Origin of the sequence: Polaromonas eurypsychrophila (assembly GCF_014641715.1) — a bacterium.
GTDB lineage: Bacteria > Pseudomonadota > Gammaproteobacteria > Burkholderiales > Burkholderiaceae_C > Polaromonas > Polaromonas eurypsychrophila.
The window spans coordinates 331335-349550 of the sequence record NZ_BMIG01000004.1 but is presented as its reverse complement, the minus strand read 5'-3'; the positions used below and the strand labels follow the sequence as shown (position 1 = coordinate 349550).

Genomic DNA, 18216 nt, shown 5'->3' with positions numbered 1-18216 from the left:
CGCTTTCCATGGCATAAGGTCCTCCCGGCTAATTGACCGGAAAGTGTCACCCATGTCCCCGCACACCTATCCACCATGTGTCCGGTCCATACACGACGCAAAAGAAAAGTGAGTTGCCGCCGGGCAACCCCCGGCTTGCTGGCACACCAAACGGCATGGGCAAGCCGCATGGTCCCGGACCAAGTCACGGTTTGGCTTGGCATCCGGCTGAGTGATTGTCCCCAGCCCACGGCCTTGTCCGACAGTGGTGCGGCCTTCAAGACGGCATCTGCTGCGGTTGAGGGGGCTACAACGGAATGACAGTGAGCGCTTTTGCCTCGCAAGTCAACGCCAAGGAAACCCCCATGCTCCCAACCACCACTACGACGTCCCCGGTCATCGCCCCGCCGGTAGACAAGGACCTTGCCGAGCAGGCTCGTCCCGGTCACGGGATTCCGTCGCAGGACCCGGAGTCTGCGGCCCAGACCCCCATCACCGCGTCAGAGTCTGAGCGCGAAGCGGGTTCGGTATTGACGGGCGGGGGCATGGTCGCCGGCGCCGCTGCAGGCGCAGCCGTGGGGGCTGCTTTGGCGGGACCTGTCGGTGTACTGGTCGGCGGCACCGTGGGTGTCGTCGCCGGGGCATTGGGCGGTGCGGCTGCGGGCTCTTTGGTGAAACCAGCTGATACCGCCACAGTCATCCCAACATCGGAGACAAGGGATGACACCCACGCCCGCGACACGGAGCGTGACGACTTGTCCCCGTGATTCGTCGGGCAGTCTTCATTTACATCCTTGGAGTGCGGGATTTTTGGCCAGAATCGGCCATTGGCCTTTGCTTTACCGGCGAATGCAGTTATCACCTTGCTAGCAAATTTGGTCCTGCCATCACATCCCCAACACCTCTTCTTTCAGGCACTTTTCTTTGGCGACGCAAAGAAAAGCGCCTCGCCCGCCGGGGCGAGACCCGGCTTGTTGGAACACCACCCCATCCGGAGCGACATCCATCAGGCCGTATTTACAAGAAAATATGCCTCTAGCCCCCGCCAGCCGCGAGCAAGCAGCTATAAATTCAATAGCATCCAGGGCTTCGGGGTGTACCCATGCGCGGTTAAACTCGACCGATGGCCTGGAACGCAACGCTCTCCCTCGACTACTCCCTGCAGGCCGGCAAGACAGTCGCGCACTTCCGCCATGACGGTCCGCTGCGCATCCTGCAAAGCCTCTACCCCGAAGGCGCCGCTGTCTGCCACAACGTGCTGGTGCATCCACCAGGAGGCCTGGTGGGGGGCGACACGCTGGACATCACGGTCACGGCCGCCACTGGCAGCCACGGCCTGATCACCACGCCTGGCGCCACACGCTTTTACAAGTCACTCGGTGAAACCGCGCTGCAGCGCACCCGCATCCAGCTAGAGGCAGGCGCACGCGCTGAATGGCTGCCGATGGAAGCCCTGTGCTACAGCGGCTGCCTGGCGGAAAACCACTTGACACTGGATCTTGCGCCCGGCGCCGAGCTGATGGGCTGGGACGTGACCGCACTTGGCTTGCCGAGCGCCAGCCAGCCCTATATCGAAGGCAGTTTTTGCCAGCACATCGAACTGCCCGGTGTCTGGCTGGAGCGGGCTCGCATCCGCGCCAATGACCCCTTGCTGATGGACAGCCCGCTGGGCTTGGCCGGTCAGCGTTGTGTAGCCACCCTGTTTTTTGCCAGCGGCAGCAAACTCGAGCGCAAGCGCCGCGAAGGGGCGCTGGACCTCGCGCGTGGGGTCATGCAGGCGCATTCGTTGTGCAACACGACGGGCGTGACCAGCCCGAATGCGCAGGTGGTGGTAGTGCGTGTGCTGGCGCCGCTGGTCGAGCCCGCCATGGGTTTGCTCAAACAGGTCTGGAAAAGTTGGCGCCAACATTTCTGGGACCAGGCCGCCCCAAGCCCGCGTATCTGGTCAACCTGAAAGCTGGCTCAGTCGCGCAGATCGGCAGGCACTTTGCCGCCGTTGGCTGCCAGCTTGTTCATGACCTGCTTGTGCAGCCAGATGTTCATGGTTGCACTGTCGTTCATGTCGCCGGTGTAACCCAGCTCCGTGGCCAGTTCCTTGCGTTCACCCAGGCTGCTGTCCAAGTCCAGCAACTTCATCAGGTCGACGATAGACGTCTTCCAGTTCAGTTTTTGCGGGTTTTTACTGGCCATGTCATCCAGCAAGGCCTTCACGTCCACCTCGGCCATGGTGGCGGAAGCTGCCGCGGCAGCGCCTGCGGCACGCGAAGCCGCGTCAGAGGCGGCCGAAGCGGCAGCTGCTTCGTCAGCGGACAACGAGCCGCCGGCGCTTGACGATGGCGGGGGCGTCTGGGCGTGTGCCGAAGGGAAAATTTTGCCAAAGATTTTGCTAAGAATGCTCATAAGGGGTTCCGTTTTTGAAGTGACACTTCATCCTGGGTGCGGGACGAGCTGGCAGCAAACAGTCAAAGGCGCGCTCGCTTGTCGGAAAATGCCTTCAATCCGTACCCCGATTTTGACGATGGGCACCTACGACGGCTGGCCCGCGCGTCCTACTTTCAACGATCGCGAGTTGCGCACAATGAGCTTTCGGCGGTTAACGCCACCTTGCCGCCATCTTCCTCCTTCTTTCTGCGAGACGCCATGAAAACTTCCATGCTGACCCCTGTCGTGATGGTCCTGACGCTGGCATTCGCCGGTTGCTCCAGCACCACGGAAAGCGGCGCCGTTGGCGCTTCCCGGTCCCAACTGCTGCTGGTGTCTTCTGCAGAACTCAATGCCATGGCCGAGCAGGCTTACGCCAAGCTCAAGGCAGATGCGTCTGCCAAAGGCGCCCTGAATACCGATGCGGCGATGCTGGCGCGTGTACGCGCAGTTGCCGCGCGCATCCAGCCGCAGACCGCGGTTTTTCGCGGCGACGCCCCGGGCTGGAAGTGGGAAGTCAACATTATCGAGAGCGAACAGCTCAACGCCTTTTGCATGCCTGGCGGGAAAATCATGTTTAACACAGGACTGGTGCGCAAGCTCAACTTGAGCGACGAGGAAATCGCGGTTGTGATGGGGCATGAAATTGCCCACGCGCTGCGCGAGCATTCGCGTGAGCAGGTCTCGCAAGCCACCGCCGCGCAGACCGCCATCGGTATCGGAACCCAGTTGCTGGGCCTGGGCGGCGGTGCATCCCAGATCACCGGTGCGGCCTACGAAGCGCTGGTCGCCAGCCGTTTCAGCCGCGCCCACGAGACCGAAGCCGACCGTATCGGCCTCGAACTGATGGCCCGCGCGGGCTACAACCCGCAGGCCGGCGTAAGCCTGTGGCAGAAGATGGGCAGCGCCACCGGAAGTGGCGGCGGCAGGCCGGACTTTCTGAGCACCCACCCGAGCGACAGCAACCGGGTGCAGCAGATCCAGGCCCTGCTGCCAACGGTGACACCGCTATACCAGGCGGCGCGGCGCTGATCTTGCGCCTGTGATCGCGGGCCAGCTTCGGTCCGCCGGCTGACTGGTTACCATCAGTCCGGCGCACAAAGACCTGCGCCTTGAAAAGAACAATACAGAGGGAGAGCCATGCACGCAGTCATGACCACGACCGAGATTTACCTGATCGCCATGGCGATCATCTTCACGGTGCCTTACCTGATCTGGCGACTGTTCAACACCGACTATTACGCGCCGCTGGTGGTGGTGCAGATCATCGCCGGTATCCTGCTTGGCCCCGGCATCCTGGGCAAGGTTTATCCCGACTACTACGCCTTTGTGTTCAGCGCACCTGTGGTGCAGTCGCTCAACGGCATCGCCTTGTGGGCGGTCATGGTGTTTGTCTGGATCGCGGGCATCGAGCTCGATCTGAAAAAAGCCTGGACGCACCGCCGTGAAAGCAGCATCACCGCCGGCCTGGCGCTGGGCACGCCGCTGCTCTTTGGCAGCGTGGCTGCTGCCGGCATGTTGATGTACGAGGGCTGGGTCGGGCCGCAGGGCATGCGCTGGCAATTTGTCATGGGTATCGGCATGGCCTGCGCCGTGACCGCCCTGCCCATCCTGATCTTGCTGATGGAAAAACTCGCCATCCTGCGCCAGCCCATCGGACAGCGCATCCTGCGTTACGCCAGCCTCGACGACATCGCCATCTGGGGCGTGCTCGCCCTGATCCTGATGGATTGGGAACGTGTAGGCCGGCAGGCCGGTTTTCTCGCGGCCTTTGCCGTGCTCAGCTACATCTTCCGCAAGCTGATGGTGTGGATGCCTGAGCGCGACCGCTGGTACGCCGGCTTGATCTGGCTGATCATCGGTGCCTTCGGCGCTGACTGGGCCGGCCTGCATTACATGGTCGGTGCCTTCCTGGCCGGCGCAGTCATGGACAGCGACTGGTTCAACCAGGAGCACATGGACATGCTGCGCCACCATGTACTGCTGGTGATGATGCCGGTGTTTTTCCTGAGCACAGGCCTGCGCACCAACTGGTCGGTGGGCGGCGAAGCGGTGTTTATCGCCGCGGCTGTGCTGCTGGTGGCTTCGGTGGCCGGCAAGCTGATCGGTATCCACATTGCAGGCAGGGTACTCAAGTGGGCGCCGGGCGAAAGTTCCATCATGGGCTGGCTGCTGCAGACCAAGGGTTTGATCATGATCATTTTTGCCAACATCCTGCTGGACAAACAGATCATCACCAACGAGTCCTTCACCGCCCTGCTGTTGATGGCCATTGCAAGCACCATGCTGACGGTGCCCGTCGTCGCACCCAGGCTTCAGCGCATGAAAGAAATTATTTTCAGGACGAAGTGAGGCCCGGGTTGTCATCCCGGACCTGATCCGGGATCCATGTCCCATGAGCCGCTGTCGCAGGCAGGCGGACACAGATTGCGGATCGGGTCCGAAATGACAGCCGACAAAACGTCTAGCCTCAAATCGCCACCAGTTGCCGCACGCCGTTGGCCTGCATGTCTTTGCCCTGGCCGCGTGCGATGAATTCGCCGCGCTCCATCACCAGATAATCGTCGGCCAGTTCTTCGGCGAAGTCGTAGTACTGCTCAACCAGCAGGATGGCCATGTCACCGCGGTCGGCCAGCATGCGGATCACGCGGCCAATGTCCTTGATGATGCTGGGCTGGATGCCCTCGGTCGGCTCATCCAGGATCAGCAGCTTGGGCTTGGCTGCCAGCGCACGCGCAATCGCGAGTTGCTGCTGCTGCCCGCCCGACAGGTCACCGCCGCGGCGGTTCAGCATCTGCTTTAGCACCGGAAACAATTCGTACAGTTCCGCCGGGATCGGCGTACTCGCGCTTTTGTAGGCCAGGCCCATGCGCAGGTTTTCTTCGACCGTCAGGCGCGCAAAAATCTCGCGGCCCTGCGGTACAAAACCGATGCCAGCCCTTGCCCGCTCATACGACGTGGCGTTCTGGATCGACCTGCCATCGAACTCGATGCTGCCGGTCTTGATCGGCACCAGGCCCATCAGCGACTTGAGCAAGGTGGTCTTGCCGACCCCGTTGCGGCCCAGCAGCACCGTGACTTTGCCGAGGTGAGCTTCCAGACTGACATCGCGCAGGATGTGGGAGCCGCCGTAGTACTGGTTGATGTTTTTGACTGTCAGCATTTGTTGATCTCCATCACGCTTGTTGGAGCGTTGAAGCCGTGGTGGTTTGCCTGCAAGCCGGGGGTTGCCCGGCGGCAAGTAACTTTCTTTTGCGTCGCCAAAAGAAAGTCACCAAAGAAAAGGCGACCCGACTGTCCGGGTCCCTCCGCTTCGCTCCAGGCAACCTGCGCTGCTCGATTACGGCGGGGGTCGGCAGAACTCGCCTTTGGCTCAAACAACTGCCGCCCTTGACACCGCCTCCATCTGCGCTGCTCGGCCCGGCCAAACGGGCTGTGAGGAAGGAATCGGATCCGGGGAGGCGGGGACGCGCAAAGCGCGACCCCGCCGGAGCCCGTGCCCGCTCCCGAGCCCACCACCCGTCGGGCTGGGCCGAGGAGCGCAGGCAAAAGCGGATCAGGGCTCGCGATTGTCTGAGCCGAAGGCGAGTTCGAGCGAGACCCCGCTTTTGGCGAGTACCGCAGGTTGCCCCGAAGCGCAGCGCAGGGGACCCAGACCATCGGGTCGCCTTTCTTTTGGGTACTTTTCTTTGGCGACGCAAAGAAAAGTGCCTCGCCCGCCGGGGCGAGACCCGGCTTGCCCGAAGACCCAGAGCCGCCCAAGCATGCACAGGCTTCAGCAAGCCCCGCCCAAACGGCGAGGAGTTCAACGTCCAAGGTACACCTCAATAACCCTTTCATCCGCCTGCACCTGGTCCAGCGTTCCCTGCGCCAACACGGCACCATCACACAGCACCGTGACGATTTCCGAAATCGTCTTGATGAAACTCATGTCGTGCTCCACCACCATCAGCGAATGTTTGCCCTTGAGCGTGAGAAACAGTTCGGCCGTGCGGGCGGTTTCCTCATCGGTCATGCCTGCCACCGGCTCGTCGAGCAGCAGCAGCTTGGGGTCCTGCATCAACAGCATGCCAATCTCCAGCCACTGCTTTTGCCCGTGGCTCAGGTTGCCGGCCATGCGGTGCACACCGTCGGCCAGGTGAATCGTCACCAGAATTTCCGCAAGCCGGTCGCTTTGCGCCGAGTCCAGACGGAAGAACATCGAGGACTTGACCCCCTTGTTGGTCTTGAGCGCGAGCTCGAGGTTTTCAAATACCGTGAGCTGCTCGAACACCGTGGGCTTCTGGAACTTTCGGCCTATGCCGAGTTGTGCAATCTGCGGCTCGGTGTGGCGCAGCAAATCAATCGTGCTGCCGAAAAAAACCGTGCCTTCATCCGGTCGGGTCTTGCCCGTGATGATGTCCATCATCGTCGTCTTGCCGGCGCCGTTGGGCCCAATGATGCAACGCAACTCGCCCGGCGCGATGTCGAGTGACAGCTTGTTGATGGCCTTGAAGCCGTCGAAACTCACGCTGACGTCTTCCAGATACAAAATGCGGCCGTGTGTCACATCGACTTCGCCAGGCGTGGCGATGCGGCCTGCACTGGCGTTGCGGCCACCGGACGCGGTATTGGACTTGTTGGCCTCAAGCGCCACGCGGCGTCGCTCGATACGCTGCGCCCCCTGCTCAAGAAGGTCAGGTGTCATTTGGCATCTCCCTTCCTGAGTTTCTTGACCAGTCCCACCACGCCATTCGGCAAAAACAGCGTGACTGCGATGAACAGCAGCCCCAGGAAATACAGCCAGTACTCGGGATAAGCCACCGTCAGCCAGCTCTTGGCGCCATTGACGATGAAAGCGCCGACGATGGGCCCCACCAAAGTGGCGCGCCCGCCCACAGCAGCCCAGATCGCCATCTCTATTGAATTGGCCGGGCTCATCTCGCTGGGGTTGATGATGCCCACTTGCGGCACATACAGGGCGCCGGCAATGCCGCACATCACAGCCGAGATCGTCCAGATCGTGAGCTTGTAGCCAATCGGGTTGTAGCCCGAAAACATGACGCGGGTTTCAGCATCACGAATCGCCTGGAGCACCCGGCCAAACTTACTGCGCACCAGCCACTTGCCAAACAGGAAGAAACCCAGCAGGGTCAGCCCGGTGATCACGAACAGCAGCATTCGCATGTTGGGTGTGGCAATCGGCATGTCCAGGATGCGCTTGAAATCGGTGAAACCGTTGTTGCCGCCAAAACCCGTCTCATTGCGAAAAAACAGCAGCATTGCCGCAAATGTCATGGCCTGGGTGATGATGGAAAAGTACACACCCTTGATGCGCGAACGGAAAGCGAAGTAGCCGAACACAAAGGCCACCACGCCCGGCACCAGCACGATCAGGAACAACGTGGCGACAAAGCTGTCGCTGAAGGTCCAGTGCCAGGGCAACTCTTTCCAGTCGAGAAACACCATGAAATCGGGCAAGTCGCTTTTGTAGTTTCCGTCACGACCGATCTGGCGCATCAAATACATACCCATAGCGTAACCACCGAGCGCGAAAAACAAGCCGTGCCCAAGAGACAAAATTCCGGTGTAGCCCCAGATCAGATCCATGGCCAATGCCACGATGGCGTAACACATGATCTTGCCGAGCAGCGCGACCGCGTAGGTGCTCATGTGGAACACACTGGTTTCGGGCACCAGCAGGTTAAGCGCCGGCGCCAGCGCGCAGACCACCAGCAGCGCCACCAGAAAAGTGCTCCAGCCCGCGCCGGTAAGCAAAGGGCCCTTGGCCGGAAGAGTAATCGAATGTGTGGATAGGGTCATGTCACGCTTCCGCTGAACGGCCCTTCATCGCGAAGATGCCCTGGGGCCGCTTCTGGATGAAGATGATGATGAGCACCAGCACCGCAATCTTGGCCAGCACCGCACCGGTCCAGCCTTCAAGGAATTTGTTCAAAATGCCCAGCCCCATGGCCGCGTATACAGTGCCTGCGAGTTGACCCACGCCGCCGAGTACCACCACCATGAAGGCATCCACGATGTAGCCCTGGCCCAGGTCCGGTCCGACGTTGCCGACCTGGCTCAACGCGCAACCGGCCAGACCCGCGATACCCGAACCGAGTGCAAACGCATAGGTGTCCACGCGCGCCGTGTTCACGCCCATACACGAGGCAATCGGCCGGTTTTGCGTCACGCCGCGCACAAACAGGCCCAGCCGCGTCTTGCTGATCAGCCAGGCCATGCCCAGCAACACCGCAATTGCAAATCCGATGATGACCAAACGGTTGTAGGGCAGCGACAAATTGCCCAGCACCTGCACGCCGCCGCTCATCCAGACCGGGTTTTCGACGCCGACGTTTTGCGCACCGAAGATGGAGCGCACCAGTTGCTGCAGCATCAGGCTGATGCCCCAGGTCGCCAGCAAAGTCTCCAAAGGCCGGCCGTAAAGGAAACGAATCACGCCGCGCTCCAGCGCCGCACCCATCAGGGCCGATGCCATGAAGGCCACCGGCACCGCCGCCAGCAAATACCAGTCGAACAGACCGGGCAAATATTTTTGGAACAAGCCCTGCACCACGTAGGTGGCGTAGGCGCCAATCATCATGAGTTCGCCATGCGCCATGTTGATGACGCCCATCAAGCCGTAGGTGATGGCCAGACCCAGCGCGACCAGCAGCAAGATGCTGCCCAGGCTGATGCCGCTGAAGACCGCGCCCAGCTTGTCACCCCAGGCCAGCGCGGACTCGACCTTGCGCAGCGATGCCTGCAGCGCACTTTTGACCTCGGGGTCGTCTTCTTCGGACAGGCGCGCGATCAGCACCGTCTTGCTGATCGGGTTGTTGCTGCCCGACAGGCGGGCGGCGGCTTCCAGGCGTTTGGCCTTGTCGCTGCTGCTCAGCAGGATCGTGGCGCGCACCATTTCCAGCTGGCTTTTCAGTGCGGGCACTGTCTCGGCGGCATACGCTTTTTCAATCAGCGGCAGGCGCGATTCGTCGGCCCCGCCTGACAGGGTCTTGATGGCCTCGGCGCGAAGCTTTTCTTCCTTCGAGAACAACTTGAGCGCGGCCAAAGCGTTATCCAGTTCGCCGCGCATCAGGTTGTTGTTGATCACGTCCTCGGCATCTGCGGGCACCGTCAATTCGGCGCCGGTGACGGGGTCGTAGGCTTTGTCGTTCTTGATGACAAACACCTTGTCACCGGCTGTCTTCACGGCATCATCGGCCAGGGCCTGGATGAAGGCGGCGGTTTTCTCGTCGGGTACGGCAGAGGCCTTGATCAGCGCCTCGACCCGTGTCTCGGTCTCACCAAGCGCCATGCCCTTGACCTCTTCCGGGCTCAGGGCGTGGACGCCGGCGGACAGTAAAAAAGCGGCGAATAAAAGAAGTGTGCGCATCATCATGGTAATGAACCTGTAGGGTGGGCACCGCAGCGCGCCGGTACGGCTTGCTGTCATGCCCAGACTGCAACTTCCTTGGAAAAACGTGACCCGGTTCATGCACCGGAGTAGTGCAAGAACTGGGCCAGACCAAAAAAAACCGCACCTGTTTCTGCAACCCAGGTGCGGTTTGCACCGCAGGTCCGAAAAACCTGCGGCAGCGGCCTTATTTGGAGGCCATTTTTGCCGGCTCGTCGGGCTTCTTGTCGTTGCCTTCGATGTACGGGCTCCATGGCTTTGCTTTCACCGGGCCGGGTGTTTTCCACACCACGTTGAACTGGCCGTCGGCCTTGATCTCGCCAATGAACACCGACTTGTGCAGGTGATGGTTTTTCTCGTCCATCTTGGAGACGATGCCGGACGGTGCCTTGAAGGTCTGGCCGGCCATGGCGGCGATCACCTTGTCGGTGTCGGTGGACTTGGCTTTCTCGACAGCCTGCTTCCACATGTTGATGCCGATGTAGGTCGCCTCCATCGGATCGTTGGTCAAAGGCTTGTCCTTGTGACCGGCGATGCCCTTGGCCTTGGCGTAGTCGCCCCACTTCTTGATGAACTCGGTGTTGGCCGGGTTCTTGATCGACTGGAAATAGTTCCAGGCAGCCAGGTGGCCGACCAGCGGCTTGGTGTCCACCCCGCGCAGCTCTTCTTCACCCACAGAGAAGGCGACAACCGGCACGTCCTTGGCCTTCAGGCCGGCGTTGCCCAGTTCCTTGTAGAAAGGAACATTGGAGTCGCCATTGATGGTCGAGACCACAGCGGTTTTGCCGCCGGCAGAGAATTTTTTCACGTCAGCCACGATGGTCTGGTAGTCGGAGTGACCAAACGGTGTGTATTTCTCGTCGATGTCCTTGTCGGCCACACCTTTGCTCTTCAGGTAGGCACGCAGAATTTTGTTGGTGGTGCGCGGGTACACATAGTCGGTGCCCAGCAGAACCCAGCGCTTGGCGCCACCGCCGGCCTTGCTCATCAGGTAATCAACCGCAGGAATGGCCTGCTGGTTGGGCGCCGCACCGGTGTAAAACACATTCTTGGACAGCTCTTCACCTTCGTATTGCACGGGGTAGAACAGCAGGCCGTTCATTTCTTCAACCACAGGCAGCACGGACTTGCGCGACACCGAGGTCCAGCAGCCAAAAATCACCGAGACCTTGTCCTGGCCAAGCAACTGCTTGGTTTTTTCGGCAAACAGCGGCCAGTTGGAAGCCGGGTCCACGATCACGGGCTCGAGCTTCTTGCCCATCACGCCACCCTTGGCATTGATTTCGTCAATCGCCATCAGCACGGTGTCTTTCAACACGGTTTCCGAGATGGCCATGGTGCCCGACAGGCTGTGCAGAATGCCCACCTTGATGGTGCCGCCCGACTGGGCATGGGCTGGCAGGACAGAGAGGCCCGCCAGGGCGACGGCGGCGCTCAGCGCCTTGAGGGTAAAACGACGTTGCATGTGTAGCTTCTCCGGTAGGGGGTCAATCACTTGTCGCTCCGCAAAAGCCGCGGGAGGCGGCCTTTACGAAGCGATGCAGTGATTCTGGAGACCGGAGGGCGAACGGGCTATACGCCGGGTGGCGTATGTAGGAAGGGGCCTACAGGACCTTTGAGTGACCGACGCCCATGTCGCCAGTACGAATCAAAAACTGCCCATGCGCCGCATGAACAACCGCGTCGCCTGCAGACCAGCCGGCGTCCAGTGCTGGCTGGGCGCCATGGCCTGCACCAGCAGCCGTCCTTGGCCGGCGGCATCGAGCCTGGCGAGTTGCTGCGTGAGTGCCTGCAGGTCTGCATCGAGCAAGTCCTCTGTGTCGGCGGCAGAACCAGCATCAAAAGCAGACACGCCACGGGTGGCAGCGAGCCGGGCCGCAACGCGGAAACTGGGGCGGCGCGCCGTATCAGCACCACCGTCGGCCTCGGTAAAAGGCCGGCCGTCCTGACTGGCCTCGCCACGTATCCAGTCGTGGATCAGCTGCAGCTCATACGGACTGAACACACCGAACATCTCGGCGCGCGCGCCTTGCAACAAGCTCCAGAAGCGGCTTTCTTCCACGGGCGCGCCGCGCTTGATCCAGCCGGCTTTTTGCAATGCAGCCAGGAATTCGGGGACGTCCTCCTTGCGTGCCAACCAGTCGTTGATGTTGCGCCCGGCAACGCGGCAGTAGTCGGAGTGCGCGCCGTGACCGGCGGCGCTTTTGTGCGAGAAGATACGCACCACTTGCTGCTCGATGTCGAAGCCCGATATCACATCGGTGCTGCCCACGCCCGCGTTGCTGAGCTGGTAGCCCTGCCGCACGCGGCGCCAGAAATCATCGGCATCGTCCAGGCGCGGCAGGTTGTCCAGCACCGCCTGCACCGCGCGCCTAGCGTGCCCGGCGTCCGGGTTGTCCACCGTCACATGAAGTGTGAAGTAATAGGGATCCAGCCCCAGCTCGTTGAGTTCATAGGCGGTAATCAGCAAGTGCAGCGGCAGCTGTTCATAACCGAGATTGAAACCAATCACTTCCGGCAAATAATCTTCGGCAGTGCAGGCCAACGCGAGCTGGATCACGCCCTGCGTGTACAGGCCGTCGTCGAGCTTGTCGAGAGAATCCAGGCCGTACCGCGTCATCAGTGCACGGTAGATCACGACATGATTTTTGTCGGCAGCGCCGTCGCCCAGTTCCTCGACATAGGTGCGCAGCAGGTCGGCGAAGCGCGGATTGCGCCAGTGCTTGAGCAGGCCGTACAACCAGGCGCCGTCTACCAGCTTGGTCGGCGCCACGGCACGAAGAAAGTACAGCGCATGCGCCCGGTTGCTGAAATAGCGGCGCGGCACCCCGGCGTGGCGTTCTTCCAGATACCGGCCGTAGGCCGCGGTAGTGCGCTGCGCGCCGGCGTGCATCCAGACCTCAAGCTCCTGCGGGGTCTCCGGCAGGTCGCAGGGCAGGCCGGCGGTTGCAGCAATCTGCCCATCGAGGAAAGAGCCTGCCTCGCTTTTCAGGGCGTCTGGGGTATCGGCTGCCAGCAGCCGGCTGTAGAAATGTGCCAGCGATCCGCCGGGCACGGCCAGCGCGGCAGGGCCGGAAGGCGCAACCGGCGGACGGGAAAACCATTCATTCGCAGAGATATACATGGTCAGTCAGGTAGTAAGAGCAATTCAGGATGCGTGCGGCCGGGCATCTGTCGTATCGGTGAGCCGCCTCAGCGCAGGTGGGAAACCTCCTACCTCCACAGCGCCGGGCTAGCCGCCGCCCTGCACCGCCGCATCAGCGTCCAGCCAGCCCAGCACCATCAGCGTGAGCAGGTCACGCGAGATCACGCGGTCCCCGATGTCGGAGCGGTAGCGCAGGTTCGGAATCACCACCTGCCGCGCCACCCGGTAAGCCTGGTCGCGCGCCTGGCGCACGCTGCCGCCGGTTCCAGTGGCGACCCCGATATAACCACTGGCGCCGCTGGTGACCAGCTGGCCACCCACCCTGGCAACTTCCGCGAAGTGCAGAGCCTCGTGGTCGGCCGCGCTCATCTGCGGGCGAAAGCAGATTGGCTCGCCTTTGGACAGTTCTTCATAACCCTGGCGATAGGGAAAAGGCGGCACCGTCAGCACCACACCTGCGGCAAAACCTTCACGCGTGTGCAGGCGCAGGCTGTCGCGCCGCAACATGCGCACAAAAATGTCTTCCCAGGGTTCGGCATGCAGGGCCTCGCAAATGGCAAAGCCCGGGTAACCGAAACGGCTGGTGAACTCCAGCGGCCAGAGCCCGGCTTCGTTGGCAATCAGATTGACATTGATGTAGCCGCAGTAGCCGCCTTCGCGCAACAGGGCGGCCAGCGGCGCCAGCGCCGCGTCGAACAGGCGCTCCGCGCCGCGGTAACTTACGATGGTGCCCATCTCGCCGGTCAGCTCACCGAGTTCGCCGGGGAAAAAGCGCTTGTGCTCAAAGTCGATGCAGGCGGTGTCGAGAAATTCCTCACCATTGAAATAGGCGCCGACACCGACCTCCACGCCCTGCAAATGCTCCATCAGCACAAAGTCGGGCCGGGCGCCCGGCAGCGCATGGTCGCGGTACATCGCCAGCAGCGCCAGCATGTCGGCGCCGTCGTCGAGCTCGCCGATGTAATTGCGGGTGCGCGGGCTGTCGGCCCCGTTGAACTTCAGGACGTAGCGCCCGCCTGTGCGTTCGAGAAACCCGATGGCGTCGGCATAGGCGCTGAAACTGTGGCTGCGTGCGGTTTGCAGGCCGCTTGCGCGCAGCACCTGCTGGCCGAACTCGCGGTCCGCTTCGAGCCGGTCACCAAGCGCGCTGCCGCCTATGACCCGAAAGCCGTCGCGGCGCAGTTCATCCTGGGCCTCTCCGTCAACGGCCGATTCGAACAGGGCCAAACCGCCCTCACCTGCCGCGCGAAGCCAGTCCAGTTCGGCGCGCCAGTCGCTAACACGTTCGAGCATGCCGCCGAACACATCGTGGCAGGCCGGGTCCGCGACAAACACCCGGACCTCGTGGCCGCGTGCCGCCAGCCCGTGGTACATGGCTGCGAGGTCGTTGTGTTCGCCGACGCCGAGAAATCTCATGACCGGCTGGGGTGGCCCGCAGGCAAGCAAAGGCGTAAGTCAGGCATGGCGGTGGATGGTTTTGAGGGGATGAGGTTCCCAAGCCTAGGGGCCGTGCGCCGTGACCGGCGCAGCCATTCGGTGCCTGATCATGTAGGCGCGGAGCGCATCAGAACGACCAGAATGCTATGAAATTCATAGCTATCTACGTTTAACGAACGGGGGCCAGGGCCAGTTTCCCTGAGAACGAGCGGCTTTTCGCCCGGTGACTAGCGCTCTTTCGCGTCCTCGCCCTGCGGCGCAGCAACCGGTGCGGGTGACAGCACCACCGGCTGCGCCGCTTCCTCACGCGCCTTGGCGAACAGGTCCCAGGCCGCCATGAACATCGCTGCCACCACCGGACCGATCACAAAGCCGTTCAGGCCGAAGATCGCCATGCCGCCTATGGTCGAAACCAGCACCACGAAGTCGGGCATCTTGGTGTCCTTGCCTACCAGCAGCGGACGCAGGATGTTGTCCACCAGGCCGATCACCAACACGCCGAAAGCCATCAGGATCAGGCCCTTCGTCAGGTCACCGGTGATCAGAAAATAAATCGCCACCGGCCCCCAGACCAGCGCCGCGCCCACGGCCGGCAAGAGTGAGAGAAACGCCATCAGCGTGCCCCACAGCACCGGCGCGTGGATGCCCAGCATCCAGAAGATCAGGCCGCCGAGCGCGCCCTGCAGCATGGCAACCACCACATTGCCCTTGACGGTGGCGCGAATCACGGTGACAAACTTGCTGGACAGCTCGCGCTTGATGCCGGATTCCAGCGGCACCGCATCGCGGATTCGCTGCGCCAGCGCGCCGCCGTCACGCAGCAGGAAAAACAGGATGTAAAGCATCACGAAAAAGGTGACCACAAAATCAAAGGCGTTCTGGCCGATGTTGAGCGCCTGCGTGGCCAGAAACTGGCTGCCCTTGGACAGACTGGCCGACACCCGCTCCAGGATCACGCCGGTGTTGCTCAGCCCGAAGCGGTCCAACAGGCCAGTGACCCAGGCCGGCAGCGCGCCGTACACCTGCTGGAAGTACATGCCGACGCTGAACTCGCCCGACTGCATGCGCTGGTACAGCGCGGAGGCCTCCTGCACCAGTGAGGCAACGATCAGACCCAAGGGAAGGATCACGGCCACCAGGATGATGGTCAGTGCAGCCAGCGCGGCCAGCGTGCGCCGGCCCGGCATGGCCTTGAGCAGGCGCGCAAATAGCGGCGTGAACATCAGCGCGAAGATGGCGCCCCAGAACACCGCGCCATAAAACGGCCAGAGCACCCAGGCAAAGGCCAGCGACACCAGCAGCAGCAGGAGCAGGAAAAACCGGTTCTCCAAAGAGGTCGATCGGGCGATGCTGGATAGTTTCATGATGCGGTGCCTGTGCAAAAAAAGGGCCGGGGTTTGCAGCGATGGTAGCGACAAAACACCCACGCCCAGGTCGCCTTGCCATTTGCTACTGAATTCGTAGCTGCTTGCACCCGCCAGCTATGGGCTCGAGGGCTCTTTTCCTTAAATTTCCGGCTGGCCTTGACTACCGCGTAGGATCGCTGTCAGACGGTAAGTCGCGATGTGTGTGCAAAGAAATGTGTCGCACAGCGTGCCGGATGTAACTCGGGGAAACACCTTGCAAAGGCCCTGGCTTCAAGGCGATTCCTGGCCTCCAATAGCATGGTGTCTTACCACCGGTTAAAACTCCCATGACTTTTCTCACCGATTGCCAACCACCCTCCTCCGCCCGTGCGGGCTCCGCGCCTCTGGTTGGCCTGGTGAATCCACACAGCGGCAAAATCGTCGCGCCCACCCTCTTCGTGCTCGGCAACTTGTTTGCGTTGGGGACGGCGGTGGTGCTGTTCGGCGCAAGCGCACAGGCGCAAACGCCCCAACCAGCTTCCGCAACCGCACAAATTGCGGCAGCAGCCGCTGCGTCCACCGAGCGCAAATACACGGTCGCGCAGATCGCGCAGGCCTTCCGCTTCATCGACGGCAACAAAGACAGCAAAATCAGCCGCGATGAAGCCGCTGGTTTTCGCGGCGTGGCACGCCACTTTGACGAGGCCGACGCCAACAAGGATGGCGTGTTGTCGCGCCAGGAGTTTGAAAGCGCCCTGGCCACCGATAAAAATCGCTGAGACTGAGACTGACACGCAGGGTCTCCCACCGGCGCTGGCGGACTGCAGATCGATAGCGGTTTAAGTGCGTCCGGGATGATGAAGAGACAGGCTGGCGCAAACTTGTTGTAGGACAAGACCGCGTCAGGGACGCTCTGGCAAGCAAGCGGCCAACGACATCCAGGCTGTCGCGTTATGAAGTGGTGGACGAGCCGACCGGACCTCGTCCGCTGCACCACTACAAAATTCAATACCCACAAGGTGACACGATGACTACCCACTCTTCTTTTCGCATTTCCATGCTTCCCCTGGTACTGATCGGTGCTCTGATTGCCGGTTCTGCCTGGGCCGAAAAACCCGAATGGGCCGGCCAGGGAAAAGGCGGCAAACACGAGCAGAAAGAAAATCGCAGTGAAAACCGCATCGACGGAAAAAAGGACTCCGCGGTCGGCGTAGCACCAGCCCAGGTCAGCGTCGGTGGCTACTTCGGTGCGCCGCAACGTGTGGTGGTGCAGGAATACTACGGCCAGCAATACCGCGCCGGCCGTTGCCCGCCCGGCCTGGCCAAAAAGAACAATGGTTGCCTGCCCCCCGGTCAGGCCAAAAAATGGGCTGTCGGCCAGTCGCTGCCCAGCGATGTGCGCTACTACCCGGTGCCGCAGTCGGTAGTGGTGCAACTCGGCGCTCCGCCAGCGGGTCACAAATATGTGCGTGTCGCGGCAGACATTTTGTTGATTGCCGTGGGCTCCGGCATGATCGTCGACGCGATCCAGGATCTGGGCCGCATCTAGGAGCGGATGGAGCGCGCACCCCGCCCAGCGCCGGCCGCCCTGGTACGGTCGATGTGGTTCAACGCGCCGGCCACGCCGCACGCGCTGCCTGCACCCCCGTAGATTATTGCTGCTGGCGAAATTCACCTTGTGCTGCGCCTGGCCGTCACTCTGTGGCGCCTGATGCAGGGCCAGGGGCGACGGCAGGCGGGCCTGTCCGAGGTCGCCCTCTGACTGCGGGTTGCAGTGCCCAACCGAATTTCAACCGCGACTTCCGCGACTTCTCAGGCCTGACGCCCGGGCAATACCGCGTGGCCCGCCCGGTCGTCGCCAACCATGTGCCGGTTTTATTTGGCCGCGCCTGGCGATGTCCATTTTTGTTCAAGACAGGCGAAGACAAGCCGCCTAAGCTGCGGGATCGAAGGTGCACAAGCGCACCTGCCCATTTTCCGGGAGACCGCCATGGCGGTTCACGAATTGTTTGTCTGCATGCGTGTCAAAAACACCAGCGCAGCGATTGACTTCTACACCCCCGTCTTCGGCGTCACCGAGAAATTCCGGCTGGTGGAGCCCAGCGGCCGTGTCGGCCATGCGGAGCTGGCCTTCAAGGGCGCGACGCTGATGCTGTCGGACGAATTTCCGGAATACGACATCCTGGCACCGCAGGCTGGCGCTTCGCAGGCCATGAGCCTGCATCTGCATGTCAACAACTGCGTCGATGTGATCACGCGCGCGATGGAAGCTGGCGCGATGCTGGAAATTCCCGCCCAGGACCAGTTCTACGGCGAACGCTCGGGCTGATTCATTGACCCCTTCGGCCATCGCTGGAACGTGGGGCACAGCATTGAAGTGGTGGCGCCCGAGGAAATGCAGCGTCGCTATACCGCCATGATGGGTTGAATTCTGCTCGATATGCTATCGAATAAAAAGCTGCTTGCGAGCGTGCAAAAAGGGTTTCAGCCGTATT

At 61.7% G+C, this 18216-nt stretch carries 15 protein-coding genes and 1 pseudogene; 7 read left to right on the top strand and 9 right to left on the bottom strand.

Going from position 1 to position 18216, the window contains the following annotated elements; translation table 11 throughout:
- Positions 1 to 344: 344 nt before the first annotated feature.
- Positions 345 to 746 (top strand): bacteriocin, encoded by a 402-nt coding sequence (locus IEX16_RS08270; protein WP_229676249.1) that lies wholly within the window; start codon positions 345 to 347, stop codon positions 744 to 746.
- Between the two features lie 356 nt (positions 747 to 1102).
- On the top strand, positions 1103 to 1933 hold the full coding sequence (locus tag IEX16_RS08265; RefSeq protein WP_188707858.1) for an urease accessory protein UreD: 831 nt from the start codon (positions 1103 to 1105) through the stop codon (positions 1931 to 1933).
- Between the two features lie 8 nt (positions 1934 to 1941).
- Here the strand turns inward: IEX16_RS08265 and IEX16_RS08260 are convergent, their stop codons facing one another.
- Positions 1942 to 2379 carry a DUF3597 domain-containing protein gene (locus IEX16_RS08260; protein WP_188707857.1) on the bottom strand — a complete coding sequence of 146 codons (438 nt, stop codon included), beginning with the start codon at positions 2377 to 2379 and terminating at the stop codon, positions 1942 to 1944.
- 240 nt (positions 2380 to 2619) lie between these two features.
- On the opposite strand from IEX16_RS08260, the gene IEX16_RS08255 reads away from it, so the two are divergent.
- Positions 2620 to 3432, top strand: coding sequence for a M48 family metallopeptidase (locus IEX16_RS08255; protein ID WP_188707856.1), 813 nt, complete (start codon positions 2620 to 2622; stop codon positions 3430 to 3432).
- A 108-nt stretch (positions 3433 to 3540) separates the two neighbouring features.
- Positions 3541 to 4752 carry a cation:proton antiporter gene (locus IEX16_RS08250; RefSeq protein ID WP_188707855.1) on the top strand — a complete coding sequence of 404 codons (1212 nt, stop codon included), beginning with the start codon at positions 3541 to 3543 and terminating at the stop codon, positions 4750 to 4752.
- A gap of 118 nt (positions 4753 to 4870) precedes the next feature.
- Here IEX16_RS08250 and urtE read toward each other — a convergent pair whose 3' ends face one another.
- The 8 genes from urtE to IEX16_RS08210 form a co-directional block, all read right to left on the bottom strand.
- Positions 4871 to 5563: an urea ABC transporter ATP-binding subunit UrtE gene (gene urtE / locus IEX16_RS08245; RefSeq protein ID WP_188707854.1), complete on the bottom strand. Its 693-nt coding sequence runs from the start codon at positions 5561 to 5563 to the stop codon at positions 4871 to 4873.
- 642 nt (positions 5564 to 6205) lie between these two features.
- Complete coding sequence (gene urtD / locus IEX16_RS08240; protein ID WP_188707853.1) at positions 6206 to 7087, bottom strand: urea ABC transporter ATP-binding protein UrtD; 882 nt, start codon at positions 7085 to 7087, stop codon at positions 6206 to 6208.
- A complete protein-coding gene (urtC, locus tag IEX16_RS08235) occupies positions 7084 to 8202 on the bottom strand; it encodes an urea ABC transporter permease subunit UrtC (protein WP_188707852.1) in 1119 nt (372 codons plus the stop codon). Before urtC ends, urtD begins: the two co-directional genes overlap by 4 nt.
- Before the next feature lies 1 nt (position 8203).
- A complete protein-coding gene (gene urtB, locus IEX16_RS08230) occupies positions 8204 to 9778 on the bottom strand; it encodes an urea ABC transporter permease subunit UrtB (protein WP_188707851.1) in 1575 nt (524 codons plus the stop codon).
- A 202-nt stretch (positions 9779 to 9980) separates the two neighbouring features.
- Positions 9981 to 11258, bottom strand: coding sequence for an urea ABC transporter substrate-binding protein (urtA, locus tag IEX16_RS08225; protein ID WP_188707850.1), 1278 nt, complete (start codon positions 11256 to 11258; stop codon positions 9981 to 9983).
- 183 nt (positions 11259 to 11441) lie between these two features.
- Positions 11442 to 12917, bottom strand: a complete 1476-nt coding sequence (locus IEX16_RS08220; RefSeq protein WP_188707849.1) for an iron-containing redox enzyme family protein — start codon at positions 12915 to 12917, stop codon at positions 11442 to 11444.
- A 108-nt stretch (positions 12918 to 13025) separates the two neighbouring features.
- Positions 13026 to 14354 carry a phosphoribosylglycinamide synthetase C domain-containing protein gene (locus IEX16_RS08215; RefSeq protein ID WP_188707848.1) on the bottom strand — a complete coding sequence of 443 codons (1329 nt, stop codon included), beginning with the start codon at positions 14352 to 14354 and terminating at the stop codon, positions 13026 to 13028.
- A 248-nt stretch (positions 14355 to 14602) separates the two neighbouring features.
- Positions 14603 to 15739, bottom strand: a complete 1137-nt coding sequence (locus IEX16_RS08210) for an AI-2E family transporter (protein WP_188707847.1) — start codon at positions 15737 to 15739, stop codon at positions 14603 to 14605.
- Positions 15740 to 16068: 329 nt separating this feature from the next.
- On the opposite strand from IEX16_RS08210, the gene IEX16_RS08205 reads away from it, so the two are divergent.
- The 3 genes and pseudogenes from IEX16_RS08205 (at position 16069) to IEX16_RS08195 (ending at position 18149) form a co-directional block, all read left to right on the top strand.
- Positions 16069 to 16500: an EF-hand domain-containing protein gene (locus tag IEX16_RS08205; RefSeq protein ID WP_188707846.1), complete on the top strand. Its 432-nt coding sequence runs from the start codon at positions 16069 to 16071 to the stop codon at positions 16498 to 16500.
- Positions 16501 to 16748: 248 nt separating this feature from the next.
- A complete protein-coding gene (locus IEX16_RS08200) occupies positions 16749 to 17270 on the top strand; it encodes an RcnB family protein (RefSeq protein WP_229676248.1) in 522 nt (173 codons plus the stop codon).
- Positions 17271 to 17711: 441 nt separating this feature from the next.
- Positions 17712 to 18149, top strand: a pseudogene (locus tag IEX16_RS08195) (VOC family protein).
- Positions 18150 to 18216 lie beyond the last annotated feature (67 nt).

Bases quoted from the DNA above. Each gene is read 5' to 3' on its own strand.
- IEX16_RS08260 (WP_188707857.1), bottom strand. From the start codon at position 2,379: ATGAGCATTCTTAGCAAAATCTTTGGCAAAATTTTCCCTTCGGCACAC.
- urtE (WP_188707854.1), bottom strand. From the start codon at position 5,563: ATGCTGACAGTCAAAAACATCAACCAGTACTACGGCGGCTCCCACATC.
- IEX16_RS08205 (WP_188707846.1), top strand. From the start codon at position 16,069: ATGACTTTTCTCACCGATTGCCAACCACCCTCCTCCGCCCGTGCGGGC.
- urtA (WP_188707850.1), bottom strand. From the start codon at position 11,258: ATGCAACGTCGTTTTACCCTCAAGGCGCTGAGCGCCGCCGTCGCCCTG.
- IEX16_RS08215 (WP_188707848.1), bottom strand. From the start codon at position 14,354: ATGAGATTTCTCGGCGTCGGCGAACACAACGACCTCGCAGCCATGTAC.
- IEX16_RS08270 (WP_229676249.1), top strand. From the start codon at position 345: ATGCTCCCAACCACCACTACGACGTCCCCGGTCATCGCCCCGCCGGTA.
- IEX16_RS08265 (WP_188707858.1), top strand. From the start codon at position 1,103: ATGGCCTGGAACGCAACGCTCTCCCTCGACTACTCCCTGCAGGCCGGC.
- urtC (WP_188707852.1), bottom strand. From the start codon at position 8,202: ATGACCCTATCCACACATTCGATTACTCTTCCGGCCAAGGGCCCTTTG.
- urtD (WP_188707853.1), bottom strand. From the start codon at position 7,087: ATGACACCTGACCTTCTTGAGCAGGGGGCGCAGCGTATCGAGCGACGC.
- IEX16_RS08250 (WP_188707855.1), top strand. From the start codon at position 3,541: ATGCACGCAGTCATGACCACGACCGAGATTTACCTGATCGCCATGGCG.
- IEX16_RS08210 (WP_188707847.1), bottom strand. From the start codon at position 15,739: ATGAAACTATCCAGCATCGCCCGATCGACCTCTTTGGAGAACCGGTTT.
- urtB (WP_188707851.1), bottom strand. From the start codon at position 9,778: ATGATGATGCGCACACTTCTTTTATTCGCCGCTTTTTTACTGTCCGCC.
- IEX16_RS08200 (WP_229676248.1), top strand. From the start codon at position 16,749: ATGACTACCCACTCTTCTTTTCGCATTTCCATGCTTCCCCTGGTACTG.
- IEX16_RS08255 (WP_188707856.1), top strand. From the start codon at position 2,620: ATGAAAACTTCCATGCTGACCCCTGTCGTGATGGTCCTGACGCTGGCA.
- IEX16_RS08220 (WP_188707849.1), bottom strand. From the start codon at position 12,917: ATGTATATCTCTGCGAATGAATGGTTTTCCCGTCCGCCGGTTGCGCCT.